This window comes from Streptomyces sp. NPDC031474 (assembly GCF_055581185.1).
Map to the genome: position 1 here is coordinate 547,080 of NZ_JBVIJX010000002.1, position 17,665 is coordinate 564,744.

At 72.5% G+C, this 17,665-nt stretch carries 16 protein-coding genes; 13 read left to right on the forward strand and 3 right to left on the reverse strand.

Features of this window, described 5'->3' with window-relative positions:
* The first annotated feature begins 7 nt into the window (after positions 1-7).
* The 7 genes from ACZ5SK_RS05395 (at position 8) to ACZ5SK_RS05425 (ending at position 7,308) form a co-directional block, all read left to right on the forward strand.
* The gene (locus ACZ5SK_RS05395; RefSeq protein ID WP_361706386.1) at positions 8-907 is read left to right on the forward strand and encodes an SCO3242 family prenyltransferase; all 900 of its coding nucleotides are present in this window, start codon (positions 8-10) and stop codon (positions 905-907) included.
* Positions 904-1,779, forward strand: coding sequence for a sugar phosphate isomerase/epimerase family protein (locus ACZ5SK_RS05400; protein ID WP_334582570.1), 876 nt, complete (start codon positions 904-906; stop codon positions 1,777-1,779). Before ACZ5SK_RS05395 ends, ACZ5SK_RS05400 begins: the two co-directional genes overlap by 4 nt.
* Before the next feature lie 94 nt (positions 1,780-1,873).
* Positions 1,874-2,665 carry an EboA domain-containing protein gene (locus ACZ5SK_RS05405; protein ID WP_334582569.1) on the forward strand — a complete coding sequence of 264 codons (792 nt, stop codon included), beginning with the start codon at positions 1,874-1,876 and terminating at the stop codon, positions 2,663-2,665.
* Positions 2,665-3,519 (forward strand): TatD family hydrolase, encoded by an 855-nt coding sequence (locus ACZ5SK_RS05410; RefSeq protein WP_334582568.1) that lies wholly within the window; start codon positions 2,665-2,667, stop codon positions 3,517-3,519. Before ACZ5SK_RS05405 ends, ACZ5SK_RS05410 begins: the two co-directional genes overlap by 1 nt.
* 7 nt (positions 3,520-3,526) lie before the next feature.
* Positions 3,527-4,723, forward strand: coding sequence for a metabolite traffic protein EboE (gene eboE, locus ACZ5SK_RS05415; RefSeq protein ID WP_334582567.1), 1,197 nt, complete (start codon positions 3,527-3,529; stop codon positions 4,721-4,723).
* The gene (locus ACZ5SK_RS05420; RefSeq protein ID WP_334582566.1) at positions 4,720-6,096 is read left to right on the forward strand and encodes an alkaline phosphatase family protein; all 1,377 of its coding nucleotides are present in this window, start codon (positions 4,720-4,722) and stop codon (positions 6,094-6,096) included. Before eboE ends, ACZ5SK_RS05420 begins: the two co-directional genes overlap by 4 nt.
* Before the next feature lie 18 nt (positions 6,097-6,114).
* Positions 6,115-7,308, forward strand: a complete 1,194-nt coding sequence (locus ACZ5SK_RS05425) for a cytochrome P450 (RefSeq protein ID WP_361706380.1) — start codon at positions 6,115-6,117, stop codon at positions 7,306-7,308.
* 34 nt (positions 7,309-7,342) lie between these two features.
* Here ACZ5SK_RS05425 and ACZ5SK_RS05430 read toward each other — a convergent pair whose 3' ends face one another.
* Complete coding sequence (locus ACZ5SK_RS05430; RefSeq protein WP_468417883.1) at positions 7,343-7,825, reverse strand: PucR family transcriptional regulator; 483 nt, start codon at positions 7,823-7,825, stop codon at positions 7,343-7,345.
* Between the two features lie 33 nt (positions 7,826-7,858).
* Here ACZ5SK_RS05430 and ACZ5SK_RS05435 point away from each other — a divergent pair, with 33 nt between their 5' ends.
* The 4 genes from ACZ5SK_RS05435 (at position 7,859) to ACZ5SK_RS05450 (ending at position 13,630) form a co-directional block, all read left to right on the forward strand.
* On the forward strand, positions 7,859-8,050 hold the full coding sequence (locus tag ACZ5SK_RS05435; RefSeq protein WP_361706578.1) for a hypothetical protein: 192 nt from the start codon (positions 7,859-7,861) through the stop codon (positions 8,048-8,050).
* Positions 8,051-8,150: 100 nt separating this feature from the next.
* Complete coding sequence (locus tag ACZ5SK_RS05440; RefSeq protein WP_468156093.1) at positions 8,151-9,044, forward strand: hypothetical protein; 894 nt, start codon at positions 8,151-8,153, stop codon at positions 9,042-9,044.
* Positions 9,045-9,173: 129 nt separating this feature from the next.
* On the forward strand, positions 9,174-11,099 hold the full coding sequence (gene htpG, locus ACZ5SK_RS05445) for a molecular chaperone HtpG (RefSeq protein WP_361706375.1): 1,926 nt from the start codon (positions 9,174-9,176) through the stop codon (positions 11,097-11,099).
* 143 nt (positions 11,100-11,242) lie between these two features.
* Positions 11,243-13,630, forward strand: a complete 2,388-nt coding sequence (locus ACZ5SK_RS05450) for an MFS transporter (RefSeq protein ID WP_468575385.1) — start codon at positions 11,243-11,245, stop codon at positions 13,628-13,630.
* Between the two features lie 201 nt (positions 13,631-13,831).
* Here ACZ5SK_RS05450 and ACZ5SK_RS05455 read toward each other — a convergent pair whose 3' ends face one another.
* Positions 13,832-14,611, reverse strand: a complete 780-nt coding sequence (locus ACZ5SK_RS05455) for a DeoR/GlpR family DNA-binding transcription regulator (RefSeq protein ID WP_361706369.1) — start codon at positions 14,609-14,611, stop codon at positions 13,832-13,834.
* Between the two features lie 104 nt (positions 14,612-14,715).
* Between ACZ5SK_RS05455 and ACZ5SK_RS05460 the strand changes: the two genes are divergently transcribed.
* Together ACZ5SK_RS05460 and ACZ5SK_RS05465 are read left to right on the forward strand one after the other, a co-directional pair.
* On the forward strand, positions 14,716-15,597 hold the full coding sequence (locus ACZ5SK_RS05460) for an SIS domain-containing protein (protein ID WP_334582560.1): 882 nt from the start codon (positions 14,716-14,718) through the stop codon (positions 15,595-15,597).
* 25 nt (positions 15,598-15,622) lie between these two features.
* Positions 15,623-16,465 carry a class II fructose-bisphosphate aldolase gene (locus ACZ5SK_RS05465; RefSeq protein ID WP_334582559.1) on the forward strand — a complete coding sequence of 281 codons (843 nt, stop codon included), beginning with the start codon at positions 15,623-15,625 and terminating at the stop codon, positions 16,463-16,465.
* Here ACZ5SK_RS05465 and ACZ5SK_RS05470 read toward each other — a convergent pair.
* A complete protein-coding gene (locus ACZ5SK_RS05470; protein WP_361706364.1) occupies positions 16,452-17,591 on the reverse strand; it encodes a methyltransferase in 1,140 nt (379 codons plus the stop codon). The genes ACZ5SK_RS05465 and ACZ5SK_RS05470 overlap by 14 nt on opposite strands.
* Between the last annotated feature and the right edge of the window lie 74 nt (positions 17,592-17,665).

Sequence of the window (17,665 nt, forward strand, 5' to 3'; positions counted from 1 at the left end):
TCCGATCATGGACGGCCCGAACAATTTTTCGCCTTCTCCGCGCCTGGCCGATCTGGCGCAGTTGATCCGGCTGCCGGCGGCGCTGAGCGTGCCCGGTGACATCCTCGCCGGCGCCGTCGCGAGTGCCGGGACGGCCCGTCCCCGTGCGGTCGCGACGATGGCCTCGTCGGTGGCTCTCTACTGGGCCGGGATGGCGCTCAACGACTACGCGGACGCCACCGTCGACGCGGTGGAACGCCCCGAACGCCCCATACCCTCCGGGCGAGTTGCCCGCTCCACCGCGCTGGCCACCGCATGTGGGCTCACCGCGGCCGGCCTCGGACTCGCCGCGCTGGCCGGTGGACGGCGTGCCCTCGGGGTGACGCTTCCGCTGACCGGACTGGTCTGGGCGTACGACCTGCGGCTGAAGTCCACCGCCGCCGGCCCGGCCGCGATGGCGGGCGCACGGGCGCTGAACGTGCTGGCCGGAGCGGACCCCGGGCGCCGGTCGGCCGCGGTGCCGGCGGCGCTGCTGGTCGGCGCGCACACCTACACCGTCACGGCGCTGAGCCGCCACGAGGTGTCCGGCGCGCCCCGCGGCGTGCCCGCCGCCACGCTGGCCGGCAGCACCGCAACCGCCTTGGCCGCCGCGGCCCTTCCGTCTTTGCGGCGTCGGAGCCCGGCGGCCCGGATCGGCGCCGCCGTCGGCGCGCTCGGCTACCTCGCCTCGTACGGCACGGCACAGGCGCGGGCGGCACGGGAGCCGTCCGCGGCGAACGTCCGCGGCGCCGTCGGCACCGGGATCATGTCCCTGATGCCCCTGCAGGCGGCGCTCACCGCGGGCGGCGGAGCCGCGGCCCTGGCGGGAGCGCTGGCCGGGGCACACCCACTGGCGCGCAGACTCGCCCGGAAGGTGTCGCCCACATGAAGCCGGAACCCGGCGGCCCTGTTTCGCCTCACCCGGGGCGGCTTCGGTACGGGTTCGGGAGCAACGGGTTCGCTCATCACCGGCTCGACGACATGCTGACCGTGCTTGCCGACCTGGGATACGACTCGGTCGGGCTCACCCTCGACCACGGTCATCTGGATCCGTTCGCGGCCGACCTGCCCCGCCAGGTCGACGCCCTCGCACGGCGGTTGGACCGGCTCGGGCTGGCGGTCGTGGTGGAGACCGGGGCGCCGTACCTGCTGGACCCGTGGCACAAGCACATCCCGACGCTGATGTCGGCCGAGGGCGCCGAGCGACGCGTCGAGCTGCTGGCCGGCGCCGTGCGGATCGCGGCCGACCTGGGCGCCCCGGCCGTCCACCTGTGCAGCGGTCCGGCACCGGAGGGTGTGTCGGAGGACGAGGCCTGGAAGCGGCTGACCGCGGGCTGTGAAGAGGTGCTGGACATCGCCGACGAGTACGGCGTGGCCCTGGGGTTCGAGCCCGAGCCGTACATGTTCGTCGACACCGTGGAACGGGTCCTGGAGCTGCGCGAACGACTCGGCGGCCCCGACCTGTTCGGCGTCACGCTGGACATCGGCCACGCCCACTGTGTCGACGACCTCCCGCTGCTGGACTGCGTCGCACGCACCGCGCCGTACCTGGTGAACGTGCAGATCGAGGACATGCGGCGAGGTGTGCACCACCACCTCGAATTCGGCGCGGGCGAGATCGACTTCCCGCCCGTCCTGGCCGCCCTCAAGGCCGCCGGGTATCGAGGACCGGTCTCGGTGGAGATCCAGGGCGCAGCCCTGGACGCCCCCCAAGTCGCCCGCCGGTCCCTGGAGTTCCTCAAGGCCGCCGAGCCGTTCTGACGCCGTGACGGTCCCGTCGCTCCGTCGAGCACCATCACCCCCCACCCACCGTACGGCCGTTGTCGTACGCGCAGCCAAACAGGAGGTATGCGCGGTGGACCCAGACATCCCTATGCGTTCCGCCCTCGACCGGCAGCTCACCGCCGACGCCCGGAACTGGCTGGCGGACGCCGTCGCCCGCGTCGGCCGGGACTCGGCGGCCGTGCGCGCCGCCTTCCCGGCGGTCGGCCGGCGCTGCGGACGCGGCCCCCTCGTCGACGGCTGGACGGTGGCGGACGCCGCCCGCGCCCGACTGCTCGCCGCCCTGCCGCTGCGCGGAGCGGCGCTCGCGGAGGAGATCACCGCTCTCCACCGGTACGGTGACGCCGCCGAACAGCGGGCGGTGCTGCGTTCGCTGGCCCTGCTTCAGGACGCGGACGCGTCGTTCGCCGACCGGGGACTGCCGCTGGTGCGCGAGGCGCTGCGCGGCAACGACACCGATCTGATCGAGGCGGCCCTCGGCCCGTACGCGGCACGTCACCTGGACTACGACGGGTACCGGCACGCCGTGCTGAAGTGCGTCTTCTGCGACATCCCCCTCGACCGGGTGGCCGGTCTCGACGAGCGCGCCGACCGCGAACTCGCCCGTATGCTCGCCGACTTCGCCCATGAACGGGTCGCCGCCGGCCGTGACGTCCCCGTCGACGTCTGGCCGCTGCTGCACGCCCACCCCGGCACGCTGGACGCCTGCGGGCTGCCCGCGGAGGCCCACTCACCCGTACCCGAGCGCCGTGCCGCGGCGGAGCGGGCTCTCGACGCCTACGCCGCCGCAGCTCCCGCCCCCGATTCCGCCGCCCCCACCCTCGGCCCCGCCCCCACCCCCACCGCGCCCGCAGGAGCCGCATGATGCGTATCTTCGACCCCCACATCCATATGACCTCGCGCACCACGGACGACTACGAGGCGATGTACGAGGCCGGCGTCCGGGCGGTCGTGGAGCCGTCGTTCTGGCTCGGCCAGCCGCGCACCTCCGTGGACAGCTTCACCGACTACTTCGACGCGCTCCTCGGCTGGGAGCCGTTCCGCGCCGCGCAGTTCGGCATCCAGCACCGCTGCACCATCGCCCTCAACCCGAAGGAGGCCAACGACCCGCGCTGCGCGGGCGTGTTGGACGTCCTGCCACGCTATCTGGCCAAGGACCGGGTGGTCGCCGTGGGCGAGATCGGCTACGACTCCATGACCCCCGAGGAGGACGTCGCCCTGGCCCGTCAGCTCGAACTCGCCATCGAGCACGACCTGCCGGTCCTGGTCCACACCCCGCACCGCGACAAGGCCGTCGGCACCCGGCGCACCCTCGACGTGGTCCGCGAGTCCGGCATCGCGCCCGAGCGCGTCCTCGTCGACCACCTCAACGAACTCACCGTGTCCATGGTCGCTGACAGCGGATGCTGGATGGGCTTCTCCATCTACCCGCACACCAAGATGAGCGAGGACCGCATGGTGCGCATCCTCCAGGAGCACGGCACCGCGCGCATGCTCGTCAACTCCGCCGCCGACTGGGGCCGCAGCGACCCGCTCAAGACCCGCAGGACGGCGGACGCCATGCTCGCCGCGGGCTTCGACGACGACACCGTCGACCAGGTCATGTGGCGCAACCCCGTCGCCTTCTACGGCCAGAGCGGCCGGCTCGACCTCGAGGACGTCAAACCGGACGACACCGCTCAGTTCGAGGGGAACTCCATCAAGCGCGGCGGAGCGTGAACCGGCGATGCGCTTCCGACACCCCGACGGCACGACCGTCCACCTCGCCTACTGCAGCAACGTCCACCAGGCCGAGGACCTCGACGGAGTGGTGGACCAGCTCGCCGCCTACGCCCAGCCCGTACGGGAGACCCTCGGCGTCGACCTGCTCGGCATCGGCCTGTGGCTGGCCCACGACGTCGTCACCGAACTGACCGCCCGGCCCGACGCCGTACGCCGCCTGCGCGCCGAACTGACCGCACGCGGTCTGGAGACCGTCACCCTCAACGCCTTCCCCTACGGCGGCTTCCACCGCGAGGTGGTCAAGAAAGACGTCTACCTGCCCGACTGGACCGACCCCGCGCGTCTGCGCTACACGGTCGACTGTGCCCGGGTGCTCGCCGGGCTGCTCCCCGACGACGCGCGGCGCGGCAGCGTCTCCACCCTGCCGCTGGCCTGGCGCGCCCCCTGGCCGACGGCCGCCCGCGACACCGCCCGCCGGGCGACGGACCAACTGGCCCGGGAACTGGGCGACTTGGAGCGCGAGACCGGCCGCACCATCCGGGTCGGCTTCGAGCCCGAACCGGGCTGCGTGGTGGAGAACACCGTCCAGGCGGCCCGGGAGCTCGGGGGACTGGACCCGGAGCGGCTCGGTGTCTGCCTGGACACCTGCCATCTCGCCGTGCAGTTCGAGGAGCCGGCCGCGGCCCTGCGCCGCCTCGCCGACGCCGGACTCCCCGTCGTCAAGGTGCAGGCGTCCAGCGCCCTCCAGGCCGACGACCCGGCCGACCCGCAGGCGCGGGCGGCCCTCGCCCGCTTCGCCGAGCCCCGCTTCCTGCACCAGACCCGTACCGCCCCGCACGGCGTCGTCTCCGGCGTGGACGACCTGCCGGACGCCCTCGCCGGAGACCTGGACCCCGGCTCCGCCTGGCGCGTGCACTTCCACGCCCCGCTGCACGCCGAGCCCGCACCGCCGTTGCGCACCACGGCCGACGAACTGACCACCACCCTCGGCGAGTTGCTCGGCGGCCCGCAGGCCGTCTGCGACCACGTCGAGGTCGAGACCTACACCTGGTCGGTCCTGCCCGGACATCTGCGGCCGCACGACCGCGCGAGCCTCGTCGAGGGTCTCGCCGCCGAACTGGCCTGGACCCGCGACCGGTTCGAGGAGCTCGGCCTAGTCCGGGAACCCACCGCACACCCGCGAAAGGAGCGTGTCTCATGACGAGAACCGTCGTCCTCGACATCGTCGGCCTCACCCCCCGCATGCTGCGCCACATGCCCGCCGTCTCGGCCGTCGCCGCACAGGGCTTCCAGGCCCGGCTCAACCCCGTGCTGCCCGCCGTGACCTGCTCGGTGCAGTCCACCCTCCTCACCGGCGCGCCGCCCGCCGAGCACGGCATCGTCGGCAACGGCTGGTACTTCCGCGACCTCGGCGAGGTCCTGCTGTGGCGGCAGCACAACGCGCTGGTCGGCGGCGAGAAGCTGTGGGACGCCGCCCGCCGCAGCAGGCCCGACTACAAGGTCGCCAACGTCTGCTGGTGGTACGCCATGGGGGCCGACGTCGACCTCACCGTCACCCCGCGCCCCGTCTACTACTCCGACGGCCGCAAGGAACCCGACTGCTACACCTGGCCGCCCGCCCTGCACGATGAACTCACCACCAGGCTCGGCCCGTTCCCGCTGTTCACCTACTGGGGACCCAACGCGGGCCTGCCCTCCAGCCAGTGGATCCTGGCCGCCGCCCGCCAGATCTTCGACGAGCACCGCCCCGACCTGACCCTGGTGTACGTACCGCACCTGGACTACGAACCCCAGCGCTCCGGACCCGACTCGCCGCAGACCGCCCGCGAGGCCCGACGGCTCGACGACGCCCTGCGCCCCCTGCTCGACCACTTCCGGCGCGAGGATGCCACGGTCGTGATCCTCAGCGAGTACGGCATCGCGCCCGCCTCCCGGCCGGTCGACATCAACCGCGCCCTGCGCAGGGCCGGGCTCCTCGAAGTGCACACCCAGGACGGCATGGAGTACCTCGACCCCTGGACGTCCCGTGCCTTCGCCGTCGCCGACCACCAGATCGCCCACGTCTACGTCCGCGACCCCGCCGACCTCGCGAAGACCGCCGAGATCGTCGCCGGGCTCGACGGCGTGGACGAGGTGCTCGACGAGCAGGGCAAGGCCCGGCACGGACTCGCGCACGAACGCTCGGGCGAGCTGGTCGCCGTCGCGGACTCCGACGCCTGGTTCACGTACTACTACTGGCTGGACGACGAGCGGGCCCCCGACTTCGCCCGGCAGGTCGAGATCCACCGCAAACCCGGCTACGACCCCGCCGAACTCCTCTACGACCCCACCGTGCCCGGCGTGAAGGCACGCGCCGTCGGCCAGGTCGTCCGCAAGAAGGCCGGCCTGCGCTACCGCATCAGGACCGTCCCGCTGGACCCCTCCGGGGTGCGCGGCAGCCACGGCCGGCTGCCCCAGGACCCGCAGGACAGCCCCGTCCTGCTCTGCTCGCGGCCGGACCTCGCCACGGGCGAGATCGACGCGACGGACGTCAAGGACCTCCTTCTCACACTGGCCGGTATCACCGCCCCCTGACCACCGGAGCCCCCCCACATGCACTCGACGGACACCCCGCCGCCCCTGCCCCGGCACCGCCCCCTCCTCGATCCCGCCGCCGAGTACGGGCGTTGGGTCAGGGAGCGGCCCCTCACCCGGATCAGCCTGTGGGGCGACACCCACCCCTGGCTGGTCACCCGGCACGAGGACGCCCGCGCCGTCCTCAGCGACGCGCGGTTCAGCTCGGAGAACGTCCGGCCGGGATTCCCCGGACTGCAGCCGACGCCGCCGCCGCGCACCCCCGGACAGCTGTTCGCGATGGACGCGCCCGACCACACCCGGCTGCGCCGCCTGCTCATCCCCGAGTTCACCTTCCGCCGGGTCGAGCAACTGCGGCCCGCCATCGCGAAGATCACGGGAGAGCTCCTCGACGCCCTCGTCAAGCAGGATCAACCCGCCGACCTCGTCGAGCACTTCACCCTGCCGCTGCCCCTCCTGGTCATCTGCGAGCTGCTCGGAGTGCCGTACGCGGACCGGGACTTCATCCACCGGCAGGCCGCCGCCTTCGCCACCGTCTCGGCCGGACCGGAGGCGATGCGGGCCGGCTGGGCGGCGCTCTTCGGCTATCTGCAGGAACTCCTGGCCGCCAAGTCGGGCGAACCGGGCGACGATCTGATGAGCAAGCTCGCCACCGAGCGGGTCGCCACCGGCGAGGCCACCCCGGCGGAGGCGGCCGGTCTGCTCGTCCAACTGCTCATCGCCGGGCACGAGACGACCGCGAGCATGCTCTCCCTCGGCGTCGTCGCGCTGCTGCGCCACCCGGACCAACTGGCCGCGCTGCGCGCCGAGAAGGACCTCGTGCCGGGCGCGGTGGAGGAACTCCTGCGCTATCTGACCGTCGTCCACATCGGGCTGCGCCGTATCGCCACCGAGGACGTCGAGGTCGGCGGGGTCACCGTCCGGGCCGGTGAGGGCGTGGTGGTCGCGTTGCAGGCGGCCAACCGGGACCCCGCGGTGTTCGCCGCCCCGGACACGCTCGACCTCACCCGGGACGCCGGCCAGCACCTCGCCTTCGGTCACGGTCTGCACCACTGCCTCGGCCAGTCGCTGGCCCGGGCCGAGCTGCAGATCGCGCTGCCGATGCTGTTCGAGCGCCTCCCCGACCTGCGGCTGACCGGCCCGGCGACGGAGGAACTCGCGTTCGAGGGACGCGCGGTCCACGGCGTGCGGGAGCTGCCGGTGGCCTGGTGACCGGCGCGGGCGGCCGCCGACCGGCGTATGCGGCTCAGTCGCCGCCCAGTCGGTCCGCCAGACAGGCGAGGTAGAGCGCCATGGCGGCCCGGTGGTAGCGCAGCGGACGACCGGTGAGCTGCTCGATCTCGTTCATCCGGTAGACGACGGTGTTGCGGTGGATGTGCAGGGCGGCGGAGGCCCGTACGAGGTTGAAGCCGCTCTCGCACCAGGCGGTGATCGTGTCGCGCAGCACCGGCCAGTCCGGCTGGGCCCGCAGACCCCCGACGGTGAGGTCGAGCAGGCGGGTGCGGGCGGACTGGCTCACCGCCGCCAGGACCTGATGGACCCTGAGGTCGGCGATCAGGTGGACCGGGCACCCGTCCGAAGACCGGCCGCCGAGCCGGAGGGCGTCGCTCGCGTCCTGGTAGGACTCGTGCAGACCGCCCACGGAGGCGGCCGGCTCACCGATGCCCGCGCGGGCGGCGAGACCGTGCTGCGCGGCGACGACGTCGGCCACCCGCCGGCAGGCCGTCACCAGGGACGGAGTCGGACGCCGGGCGGGAAGCCGGTGCAGGACGCCGCTCCAGCCGGGCGCTACGCCCGCGACGATGTCCTGGGGGTCGGCGACGGCTGGACGAAGGTCGTAGCCGTGGACGACGCACGGCAGTTGGTCTTCAGCGAGGCCTCCACTCGGTCGCCGACCCGGCTTCGGTGGAGCCGGCCGGAGGGCTTCGCGGAAGTGGAGGAGATTCCGCGCTGATTTCCCGGTATCTCCGGCATACGCGCATGCGACCACTAAGCTTCCGCGACGCGACGTGACGCATCCGTCGTATGAGCCGCGACTCGGGGGAGCTCTCCACATGAACGCCTGGAACCAACAGGGCGGCCGACCACCGTACGACCCCTACCAGCAGCACCCGTACCAGCCGCCTCACCAGCCCCCTCACCAGCACCCGTACCAGCCGCCGTACGGTCCGCCGCCGATGCCGCCGCCCGCGCCACGCGTGGGGCCGGTCCGCCGGCTGTGGCGGGCCGTCGGCCCGATCGCCGTGGGACGCAAGGTCTTCCGGCCGTCACGGCCCGGACGCGTGGACGATCCGGTGGTCGCCCGCATGCAGAAGATCCGTACCCTCGTCGGTCTGGGCGCCGTGGTGTGGGTGATGGTCTCCTACAGACTCGTCGCGTCCGTGGGGGACTTCGCGAGCGATCGCGCCCACCAGTCCTGGATCAACGTCCTGGTCCTGTCCGTGACCTTCCCGGTGATCGTCGGTGTGCTGATCGGTGTGGCCCGTCCACCGGCCCGGCAGGAGCTGCTGCGGCGGGCGGCCAAGCCGTTCGGCTCGATCGTGGCGATCATCGCGGCGGTCGCCGTGTTCCCGGCGTCCGTGCTCACCGGCTTCGTCGGCGGGCGGTTCGCCACCAACCCCGTCATGACGGCGGTCACCGCCCTCGTCACACTGTTCACGTTCGTCTGGATCCTCCCGTTCGTCGTCTACGGCGTGGGCCTGTCCCTCGTGCACGTCTTCCGCACCGCGGACATCCATGAGACGGTCCCGCCGCTGCTGGCGCTGGTGCTCGTATGGGAGATGGCACTTCTCGACCTGCTCACCGGGGCGTACGAGGGTGTGCCGGGACCGCTGCGGATCGCGCTCGTGCTGGGCGCCCCGGTCTCGGTCACCGCGGTGGCCCTGTGGGAACTGCGACGGCTGCGCGTCGGCTACGGTCTCACGCTCCGCGGCGCGCTCATGCGCTGACGGCGGCCGACCGTCCGTAGCACCCGAAGGGGCGACCTCGGAACAACGGGCATGCCACCCTGACTTGGTGTTTTACAGTGGCTCTCGCCAGTCCAGGAGACTCCGGAACCTGTGAGGTACACACCAGCCATGTCGACCGAAACGTTTGAGTTCCAGGTAGAGGCCCGTCAGCTGTTGCAGCTGATGATCCACTCGGTCTACTCGAACAAGGACGTCTTTCTCCGCGAGCTCGTCTCCAACGCCTCCGACGCGCTGGACAAGCTGCGTCTCGCCGCACTGCGGGACGACACGCTCGACGCCGACGTCTCCGACCTGCACATCGAGATCGAGACCGACGCCGAGGCCCGCACCCTGACGGTGCGGGACAACGGCATCGGGATGTCGTACGAGGAGGTCGGACGGCTCATCGGCACCATCGCCAACTCCGGCACGGCCAAGTTCGCGCAGGAGCTGCGCGAGGCCCAGGAGGAGGCGGGCGCCGAGGGGCTGATCGGACAGTTCGGCGTCGGCTTCTACTCCGGTTTCATGGTCGCCGACGAGATGACGCTGCTGACCCGGAGCGCCGGCGAGGGCCACGGCACCCGCTGGTCGTCGCGCGGCGAGGGCACGTACACGCTGGAGCGGGTGGAGGACGCGCCGCAGGGCACGACGGTCACGCTGCACCTCAAGCCGGCCGACTCCGACGACCAGCTGCACGACTACACCTCGGACTGGACGATCAAGGACATCGTCAAGCGCTACTCGGACTTCATCACCTGGCCGATCCGGATGGTTCCGAAGGCGGCGGCCGGCGACACCTCGGAAACCGCAGACGGCGACGCCGGCACGCCCGAACCCGAGACGCTGAACTCGATGAAGGCCCTGTGGGCGCGCCCGCGCGACGAGGTGTCCGACGACGAGTACCACGAGCTGTACAAGCACATCAGCCACGACTGGCGCGAACCGCTGGAGACGATCCGGCTCCAGGCGGAGGGCACCTTCGAGTACCAGGCGCTGCTGTTCGTCCCCTCGCACGCGCCGCACGATCTGTACAACCAGGGCTACAAGCGCGGTGTGCAGCTGTATGTGAAGCGCGTCTTCATCATGGACGACTGCGAGGCGCTGCTCCCGCCGTACCTGCGGTTCGTCAAGGGCGTCGTCGACGCGGCGGACCTCTCGCTGAACGTCTCCCGCGAGATCCTGCAGCAGGACCGGCACATCAAGATGATGCAGCGCAGGCTCACCAAGAAGGTCGTGTCCACGGTCAAGGACATGATGACCGCGGCCCCCGACCGGTACGCCACGTTCTGGCGGGAGTTCGGCGCGGTCCTGAAGGAAGGACTGCTGACCGACTCCGACAACCGCGACACCCTGCTCGCCGTCTCCTCGTTCGCGACCACGCACAGCGAGGACGAGCCGACCACGCTGAAGAGCTACCTGGAGCGGATGAAGGACGGGCAGGACGCCGTCTACTACCTGACCGGCGAGTCCCGGCAGAGCATCGAGAACTCCCCGCACATGGAGGCGTTCCGGGCGAAGGGCATCGAGGTCCTGCTGCTCACCGACCCGGTCGACGAGGTGTGGGTCGACGCGGTGGGCGAGTTCGAGGGCAAGCCGCTGCGGTCCGTCGCCAAGGGCGAGGTCGACCTCGGCGGGGAGGACGACGAGAAGGCCGACGTCGAGCGGGAGAAGCAGAGCGAGGAGTACGCGGGTCTGCTCGGCTGGATGAAGGAGCAGCTGGCCGAGGACGTCAAGGAGGTGCGGCTGTCGTCCCGCCTCACCGTGTCCCCGGCGTGCATCGTCTCCGACGCGCACGATCTCACCCCGGCGCTGGAGAACATGTACCGCGCGATGGGGCAGGAGGTGCCGCGCGCCCTGCGGATCCTCGAACTCAACCCCGACCACGTGCTCGTGAAGGGCCTCAACAAGGCCTATCAGGAGCGTGAGGACCACGCGGGGCTCGCCGAGACCGCCGAACTGCTGCACGGGCTGGCGGTCCTCGCCGAGGGCGGCCGGCCGAAGGAGCCCGGACGGTTCGTGAAGCTGGTGGCGGACCACCTGGAGCGCGCGCTGTAACCACCGGCGGAGGAAACCGGGCAGGGGGGCCTGCCCGGTTTCTTCACGCTCCGCACACCAGAAGTTCTAGTTGCTTGAGTCAATCAACCGGGCTTACGATGCTCTGTCAGTCGTGCGGAACCGCATCCCCCGGAGGCTCGACCATGTCCCATGCGCAACCCCGGCCCGCGGAGACGGGGCAGGGGCCCACCGCGCCCCGGTCCGACCTCGTCGTGGCGGTGCTGGCCTTCGGCGGGATCGTGGTCTCGCTGATGCAGACCCTGGTGATCCCGATCGTCCCGAAGCTGCCGAAGCTGCTGGACGCCCCGGCCTCGGACACCGCCTGGGCGGTCACCGCCACCCTGCTCGCGGCCGCCGTCGCCACCCCCGTCATGGGCCGGCTCGGCGACATGTACGGCAAGCGCCGCATGCTGCTGGTCAGCCTGCTCATGCTGATCGCCGGATCGGTCACCGCCGCCCTCAGCGACGGGCTCGCCCCGATGATCGTCGGCCGGGCCCTGCAAGGGCTCGCCTCCGGGGTCATCCCGCTCGGCATCAGCATCATGCGCGACGAGCTGCCCGCCGAGCGGCTCGGCTCGGCCACCGCCCTCATGAGCGCTTCCCTCGGCATCGGCGGCGCCCTCGGTCTGCCCGCCGCGGCGCTCATCGCGGACCACTTCGACTGGCACATGCTGTTCTGGACGTCCGCCGCCCTCGGCGCCGTCGCCCTGCTGCTCGTCCCGCTGATCGTGCCCGAGTCGAAGGTGCGCACGGGCGGACGCTTCGACCTGGTCGGCGCCCTCGGCATGGCGGCCGGGCTGATCTGTCTGCTGCTGGCCATCTCCAAGGGCGCCGACTGGGGCTGGTCCAGCGCCACCACCCTCGGGCTGTTCGGCGCCGCGTTCGTCGTCCTGCTCCTGTGGGGCGTGTTCGAACTGCGCGTCAAGCAACCCCTGGTGGATCTGCGGACCACCGCCCGCCGCCAGGTGCTGGTGACCAACCTCGCCTCGATGGCCTTCGGTTTCTCCATGTTCGCGATGTCCCTGGTCCTGCCCCAGCTCCTGCAGCTGCCCGAGGCGACGGGCTACGGTCTGGGCAGGTCGCTGCTGGCCGCCGGCCTGGTCATGGCCCCAACGGGCCTGGTCATGATGGCCACCGCGCCCGTGTCCGCGCTGGTCTCCAAGGCGCGGGGCCCCAAGGTGACCCTGATGCTGGGCGCCGTCATCGTCGCCGCGGGCTACGGCCTCAACATCGTGCTGATGGACGCGGTGTGGCAGCTCGTCCTGGTCTCCTGCGTCATCGGCGCCGGCATCGGGTTCGCCTACGGGGCCATGCCCGCGCTCATCATGGGCGCCGTGGACCCCTCCGAGACGGCCGCCGCGAACAGCCTCAACACCCTGATGCGGTCCATCGGCACCTCCACCGCCAGCGCCGTCGCCGGCGTGATCCTGGCCCAGATGACCACCACGTTCGGCGGCACCGCCCTGCCGTCGGAGAACGGCTTCAAGGTCGTCATGGCCGTCGGCTCCGGCGCGGCCCTCCTCGCCCTCCTCGTCGCCGCGTTCATCCCCCGGCAGCGGACGGCCGGCACGGACACCGTCGCGCTGCCGGTCACCGCGGATCCGGTGGCCGCCGGGCCCGTGACCGCCGGGCCCGTGACCGCCGAGCCGGTCGCCATCGCACCGGACGAGGAACGGCATGCGGCGGGCGCCGCGGTCGCCGTGCCCCTGGCCCGCGCCGTGGCGGACCTGGTGGCGACCGTGCCGGGGCTGTCCGACGACGATCCGGCCGGTGGCAGGCGGCCGGTGCGCGGGCAGGTGCGGGGCGCGGAGGGCGTGCCGGTGGGCGGGGCCGCGGTGACGCTGATCTCGCTGGGCGGACGGCAGGTGAGCCGAGCGGTCGCCGAGGCCGACGGCGCCTACGCCGTCGAGGCGCCCGGGGAGGGCACGTACGTGCTCATCGCCTCCGCCGACGGCCACCAGCCGCAGGCGACGACGGTCGTCGTCGGGGCGACCCCGGTGACGTACGACGTGCTGCTCAGCGGCTCCAGCGGGCTCGCCGGCGCGGTGCGGTCCGCGGACAGCGGGGCGCCGGTCGCCGGGGCCGTCGTCATCCTCACGGATGTCCGCGGCGACGTGCTGGCCACCACCCGGACCGACGGCATAGGCGAGTTCTCCGTCGCCGACCTGGTGCCCGGGCCTGTGACCCTCGCCGTCAGCTCGCCCAAGCACCGGCCGCTGGCCCTGCCCGTGGAGATCGGCGTCACCGGTGTCACCCGGGTCGACGTCGAGCTGCGGCCCGGAGCCCAGGTGCGGGGGACCGTACGCGGCGCGGGCGCTCCGCTGGGCGACGCACGGGTGACCCTGGTCGACGCCGCGGGCAACGTCGTGGCGACGACCACGACCGGGAGCGACGGGGCGTACGCGTTCACCGACCTCGACGGCGGTCAGTACACGGTCATCGCGACGGGCTACCCGCCCCGGGCGACCGGTATCAGCCTCGGCGGCGACGTGGACGACCACGACATCGAACTCGCCCACGCCGGCGAGTAGTTCACCGACGGCAGGCTGCCGGAGCCCCCTCCGGCAGCCGCGGCCTCGGCTACGCCCGGCCCGCCGACAGCGACGCGGCGGCAGCCCCGGGTACAGCCGCAGACCACCGCTCCACCGCCCCCACCGCCCCCACCGCCTCACCGCCTCACCGCCTCCGCCGGTCACCGGGCGCAGTCACCTCCGGGGCGGTCCGGCACGGGCTCAGGCGAGGACGACCCTGATCCCGGCCTCCTCGAACCGCTCCACCGTCTGCGCGTCGGCCGCCGCGTCCGTGACCAGGGTGTCCACCGTGTCGGCCGCGCAGATCCGGGCGAACGCCCGCCGCCCCAGCTTGCTGGAGTCGGCGGCCACCACGACCCGCTGGGCGCGCTCGCACAGCAGCCGGTCGACCGCCGCCTCGGCCTCGTCGTGCGCGGCGGCGCCGTGCGTCACGTCGAAGGACACCACCCCGAGCACCGCCACGTCGAGCGTGATCTGCCCCAGCACCCCGTCGGCGAGCGGCCCGACCAGCTCGTACGACTGCGCCCGCGCCACCCCGCCCGTCACCACGATCTTGAACTGGGGGCGTACGGCAAGCTCGCCCGCGATGTTCAGCGCGTTCGTGACCACGGTCAGCGCGGGCGAGCCCGACGCCAGATCACCCCGCACGGCCAGGGCGCGCGCCACCTCCGTGGTGGTCGTGCCGCCGGTCAGCCCGACCGCCTCGCCGGGCGCGACCAGATCCGCCACCGCCCGGGCGATCCGCTGCTTCTCGGAGGCGTGCCGGGCGATCTTGTACCGCAACGGCAGCTCGTACGACACCCCGTGCACCACCGCGCCACCCCGCGTCCGCAACAGCATCTGCTGCTCGGCGAGCTGGTCGAAGTCCCGGCGGATCGTCGCAGGCGACACGCTCAGCTCGGCCGCCGCGTCCTCGACGTCCAGCCGGCCGCGCTCGACGAGCAGCTCCAGCAGCGCCTTCCAGCGGGCGTCACGTGACATCGACGTTCTCCGTTCGCATGCTTGAAGTTGCTCGAAAGACGGCTCTATCGTGCATGAACAGTCATGAGCGTTCCTGAACGATAACCGTCGCGGAAAGGCACCGCATGACCCACGTCGAGGACGAACTGACCGACCAGCCCGCGTGCTGGACCCGCGCCGCCGCCGAAGCCCCCCAGTACGCGGGGGAGTTGCCGCTACCGGGAGAGCGGATCGCGATCGTCGGCTGCGGCACCTCCTTCTTCATGGGCCAGGCGGCGGCCGCCCTGCGCGAGGGCGCGGGCCACGGCGAGACCGACGCCTTCGCCGCCTCGGAGTTCCCCCACGGCCGCACCTACGACCGGGTGATCGCCCTGACCCGCTCCGGCACCACCACCGAGGTCCTCGACGTGCTCGCACGGCTCAAGGGCAGGACACCCACCACCGCGGTCACCGCCGACCCGCACACCCCTGTCATGAAAGCCGCCGACCACGTCATCGTCCTCGACTACGCCGACGAACGCTCCGTCGTACAGACCCGGTTCGCGACCACCGCGCTCACCCTGCTCCGCGCCCACCTGGGCCTGCACACCGACGCCGTCGTCGCCGACGCCCGCACCGCGCTCACCCGGCCGCTGCCCGAACGGCTCGTGGACTGCGGGCAGTTCACCTTCCTGGGGGGCGGCTGGAGCGTCGGCCTGGCGAACGAGGCCGCGCTGAAGATGCGCGAGGCGGCCCGCTCCTGGACCGAGGCCTACCCCGCGACCGAGTACCGGCACGGCCCCATCAGCATCAGCACCGCCGGCACCGCGACCTGGATGTTCGGCGACGCGCCCGACGGCCTGGCCCAACAGGTCTGCGCCACCGGCGCGTTGTGGATCCCCGGCGAGCTGGACCCGCTCGCCGAACTGGTCCGCGCCCAGCGCCTCGCCGTGGCCGTCGCCGCCGCGCGCGGCCTCGACCCCGACCGGCCGCGCCACCTCACCCGCTCGGTGATCCTCGGCTCCTGAGCCCCGGACCCTGACAGGAGTCGCCGTGCCCCTCACCACCACCGGCGAGCTGGTCGCCCGCGCCCACGCGGCCCACAGCGCCGTCGCCGCCTTCAACATCATCACCCTGGAACACGTCGAGGCCGTCATCGCCGGCGCCGAGGCCGCCCACGCGCCCGTCGTCCTCCAAGTCAGCGAGAACGCCGTGAAGTTCCGACAGGGACGGCTGCTCCCGCTCGCCCGCGCCGCCGCAGTCGCCGCCGAACGGGCCGCCGTACCGGTCGCGTTGCACCTCGACCACGTCCGCAGCGACACCCTGCTCCGCCAGGCGGCCGACGCGGGCTTCGGCTCGGTCATGTACGACGCCTCCCGCCTCCCGTATGCCGAGAACCTCGCCGCGACCCGCACGGCCGTCGACCGGGCCCACGCCCAAGGGCTCTGGATCGAGGGCGAGTTGGGGGAGATCGGCGGCAAGGGCGCGCATGCGCCCGGGGCCCGCACCGACCCGGCCGAGGCCCGCGCGTTCGTCGCGGGCTCCGGCGTGGACGCCCTGGCCGTGGCCGTCGGCAGCGTCCACGCGATGACCACCCGTACCGCCGCCCTCGACCACGACCTGATCGCCCGGCTCGGCGCGACCCTCGACGTGCCCCTCGTCCTGCACGGCTCCTCCGGGGTCCCGGACCGCGAGCTGACGGCAGCCGTCGCGGGCGGCATCGCCAAGGTCAACGTCGGCACCGCGCTCAACCAGGCCATGACCGGCGCGATCCGGGACCACCTCGCGACCCATCCCGACGCGGTCGACGCCCGCACCTACCTGAACGCCGGACGGGAGGCCATGGCGAGAACCGTCGAGCGGATCATCGCCGGAGTGGGGCTCAGCCCCGCCTGACCGCCCGCAGCACCACGAACTTCCGGTCCCCGGCGACCAGTTCACTGTTGCCGAACAGCCGCCTCAGCTTCACGTGGTAGCCCAGATGCCGGTTGCCCACCACCCACAGCTCGCCGCCCGGCCGCAGCGCACGCCGCGCCCCGGTGAACATCCGCCACGCCGTCGCGTCCGTCGTGGCCTGATGGGAGTGGAACGGCGGATTGTTCAGCACGACGTCCACACTGCCGTCCGCCACCCCCGCCAGCCCGTCCCCGACCCGGAACTCGGCGTGCCCCGGCACCCCGTTCGCCTTGTACGTGGCCTCCGCCGACGCCACCGCCTGGAACGACTCGTCCGTGAACAGCACCTCGGCCGCCGGATTGGCCAGCGCCACCGCCGTACCGACGATCCCGTTGCCGCACCCCAGGTCGACGACCCGGCGGACGCCGCTCGTCGCCGGCAGATGCTGCAGGAAGAACCGGGTGCCGATGTCCAGCCGGTCGGCGCAGAACACGCCCGCGTGGTTGACGACCGGACGGCCCGACAGAGCGCCGCCGACGTCGCCGGGGAGGTCGTAGGCGTACGGCCACGGGTTGGTGGGACGCGTCAGCGACGGGTCCGGGGTGCAGAAGATCAGCCGGGCCTTCTGCTCGGCGAGAGAGGTCCGGGTCGGCCCGAGGATCCGCTCGAACAGCGTCAGCGTCGAGGTGTGGATCTCCTTCACCATGCCGGTGCCGACGACGACCGTGTCCGCGTGCACGGCGGGCGCCAGCCGCAGCAGCTGGTCCTCCAGGAGCGCGAGGCTCTTGGGCACCCTGACCAGGAGCACGTCGATCCGCTCCGGCACCGGGTCCTGGGTGGTGAGCAGCCGCACGACGCCGGGCTCGACAGCGGCCCGCGCGAGGTTCGCCCGGGTCGCCTCCTGCCCCAGCCAGGAGTCGGTGATCTGCGTCGGACCGTGCGCCGCGAGCGCCGTGACCAGCGCGCCCCAGCGGTCGCCGAGCACCACCACCGTGCCGGTCAGCGGGACGTCCTGCGCCGCGAGGTGTCTGAGCAGGTACGCGTCGGAGGCGTCCCAGGCGCGCAGCGTCTCACGCGGATCCTCGGGGTGGCGGGCCAACGAGACCTCGCCCCACGGCGTCGTCATACGGTCGTTCATCGTGCGTCAAGGCTAACCGAGCCGCAGCTCAGACCCGGTGTCAGAGCCGAGGAGGAGGATGG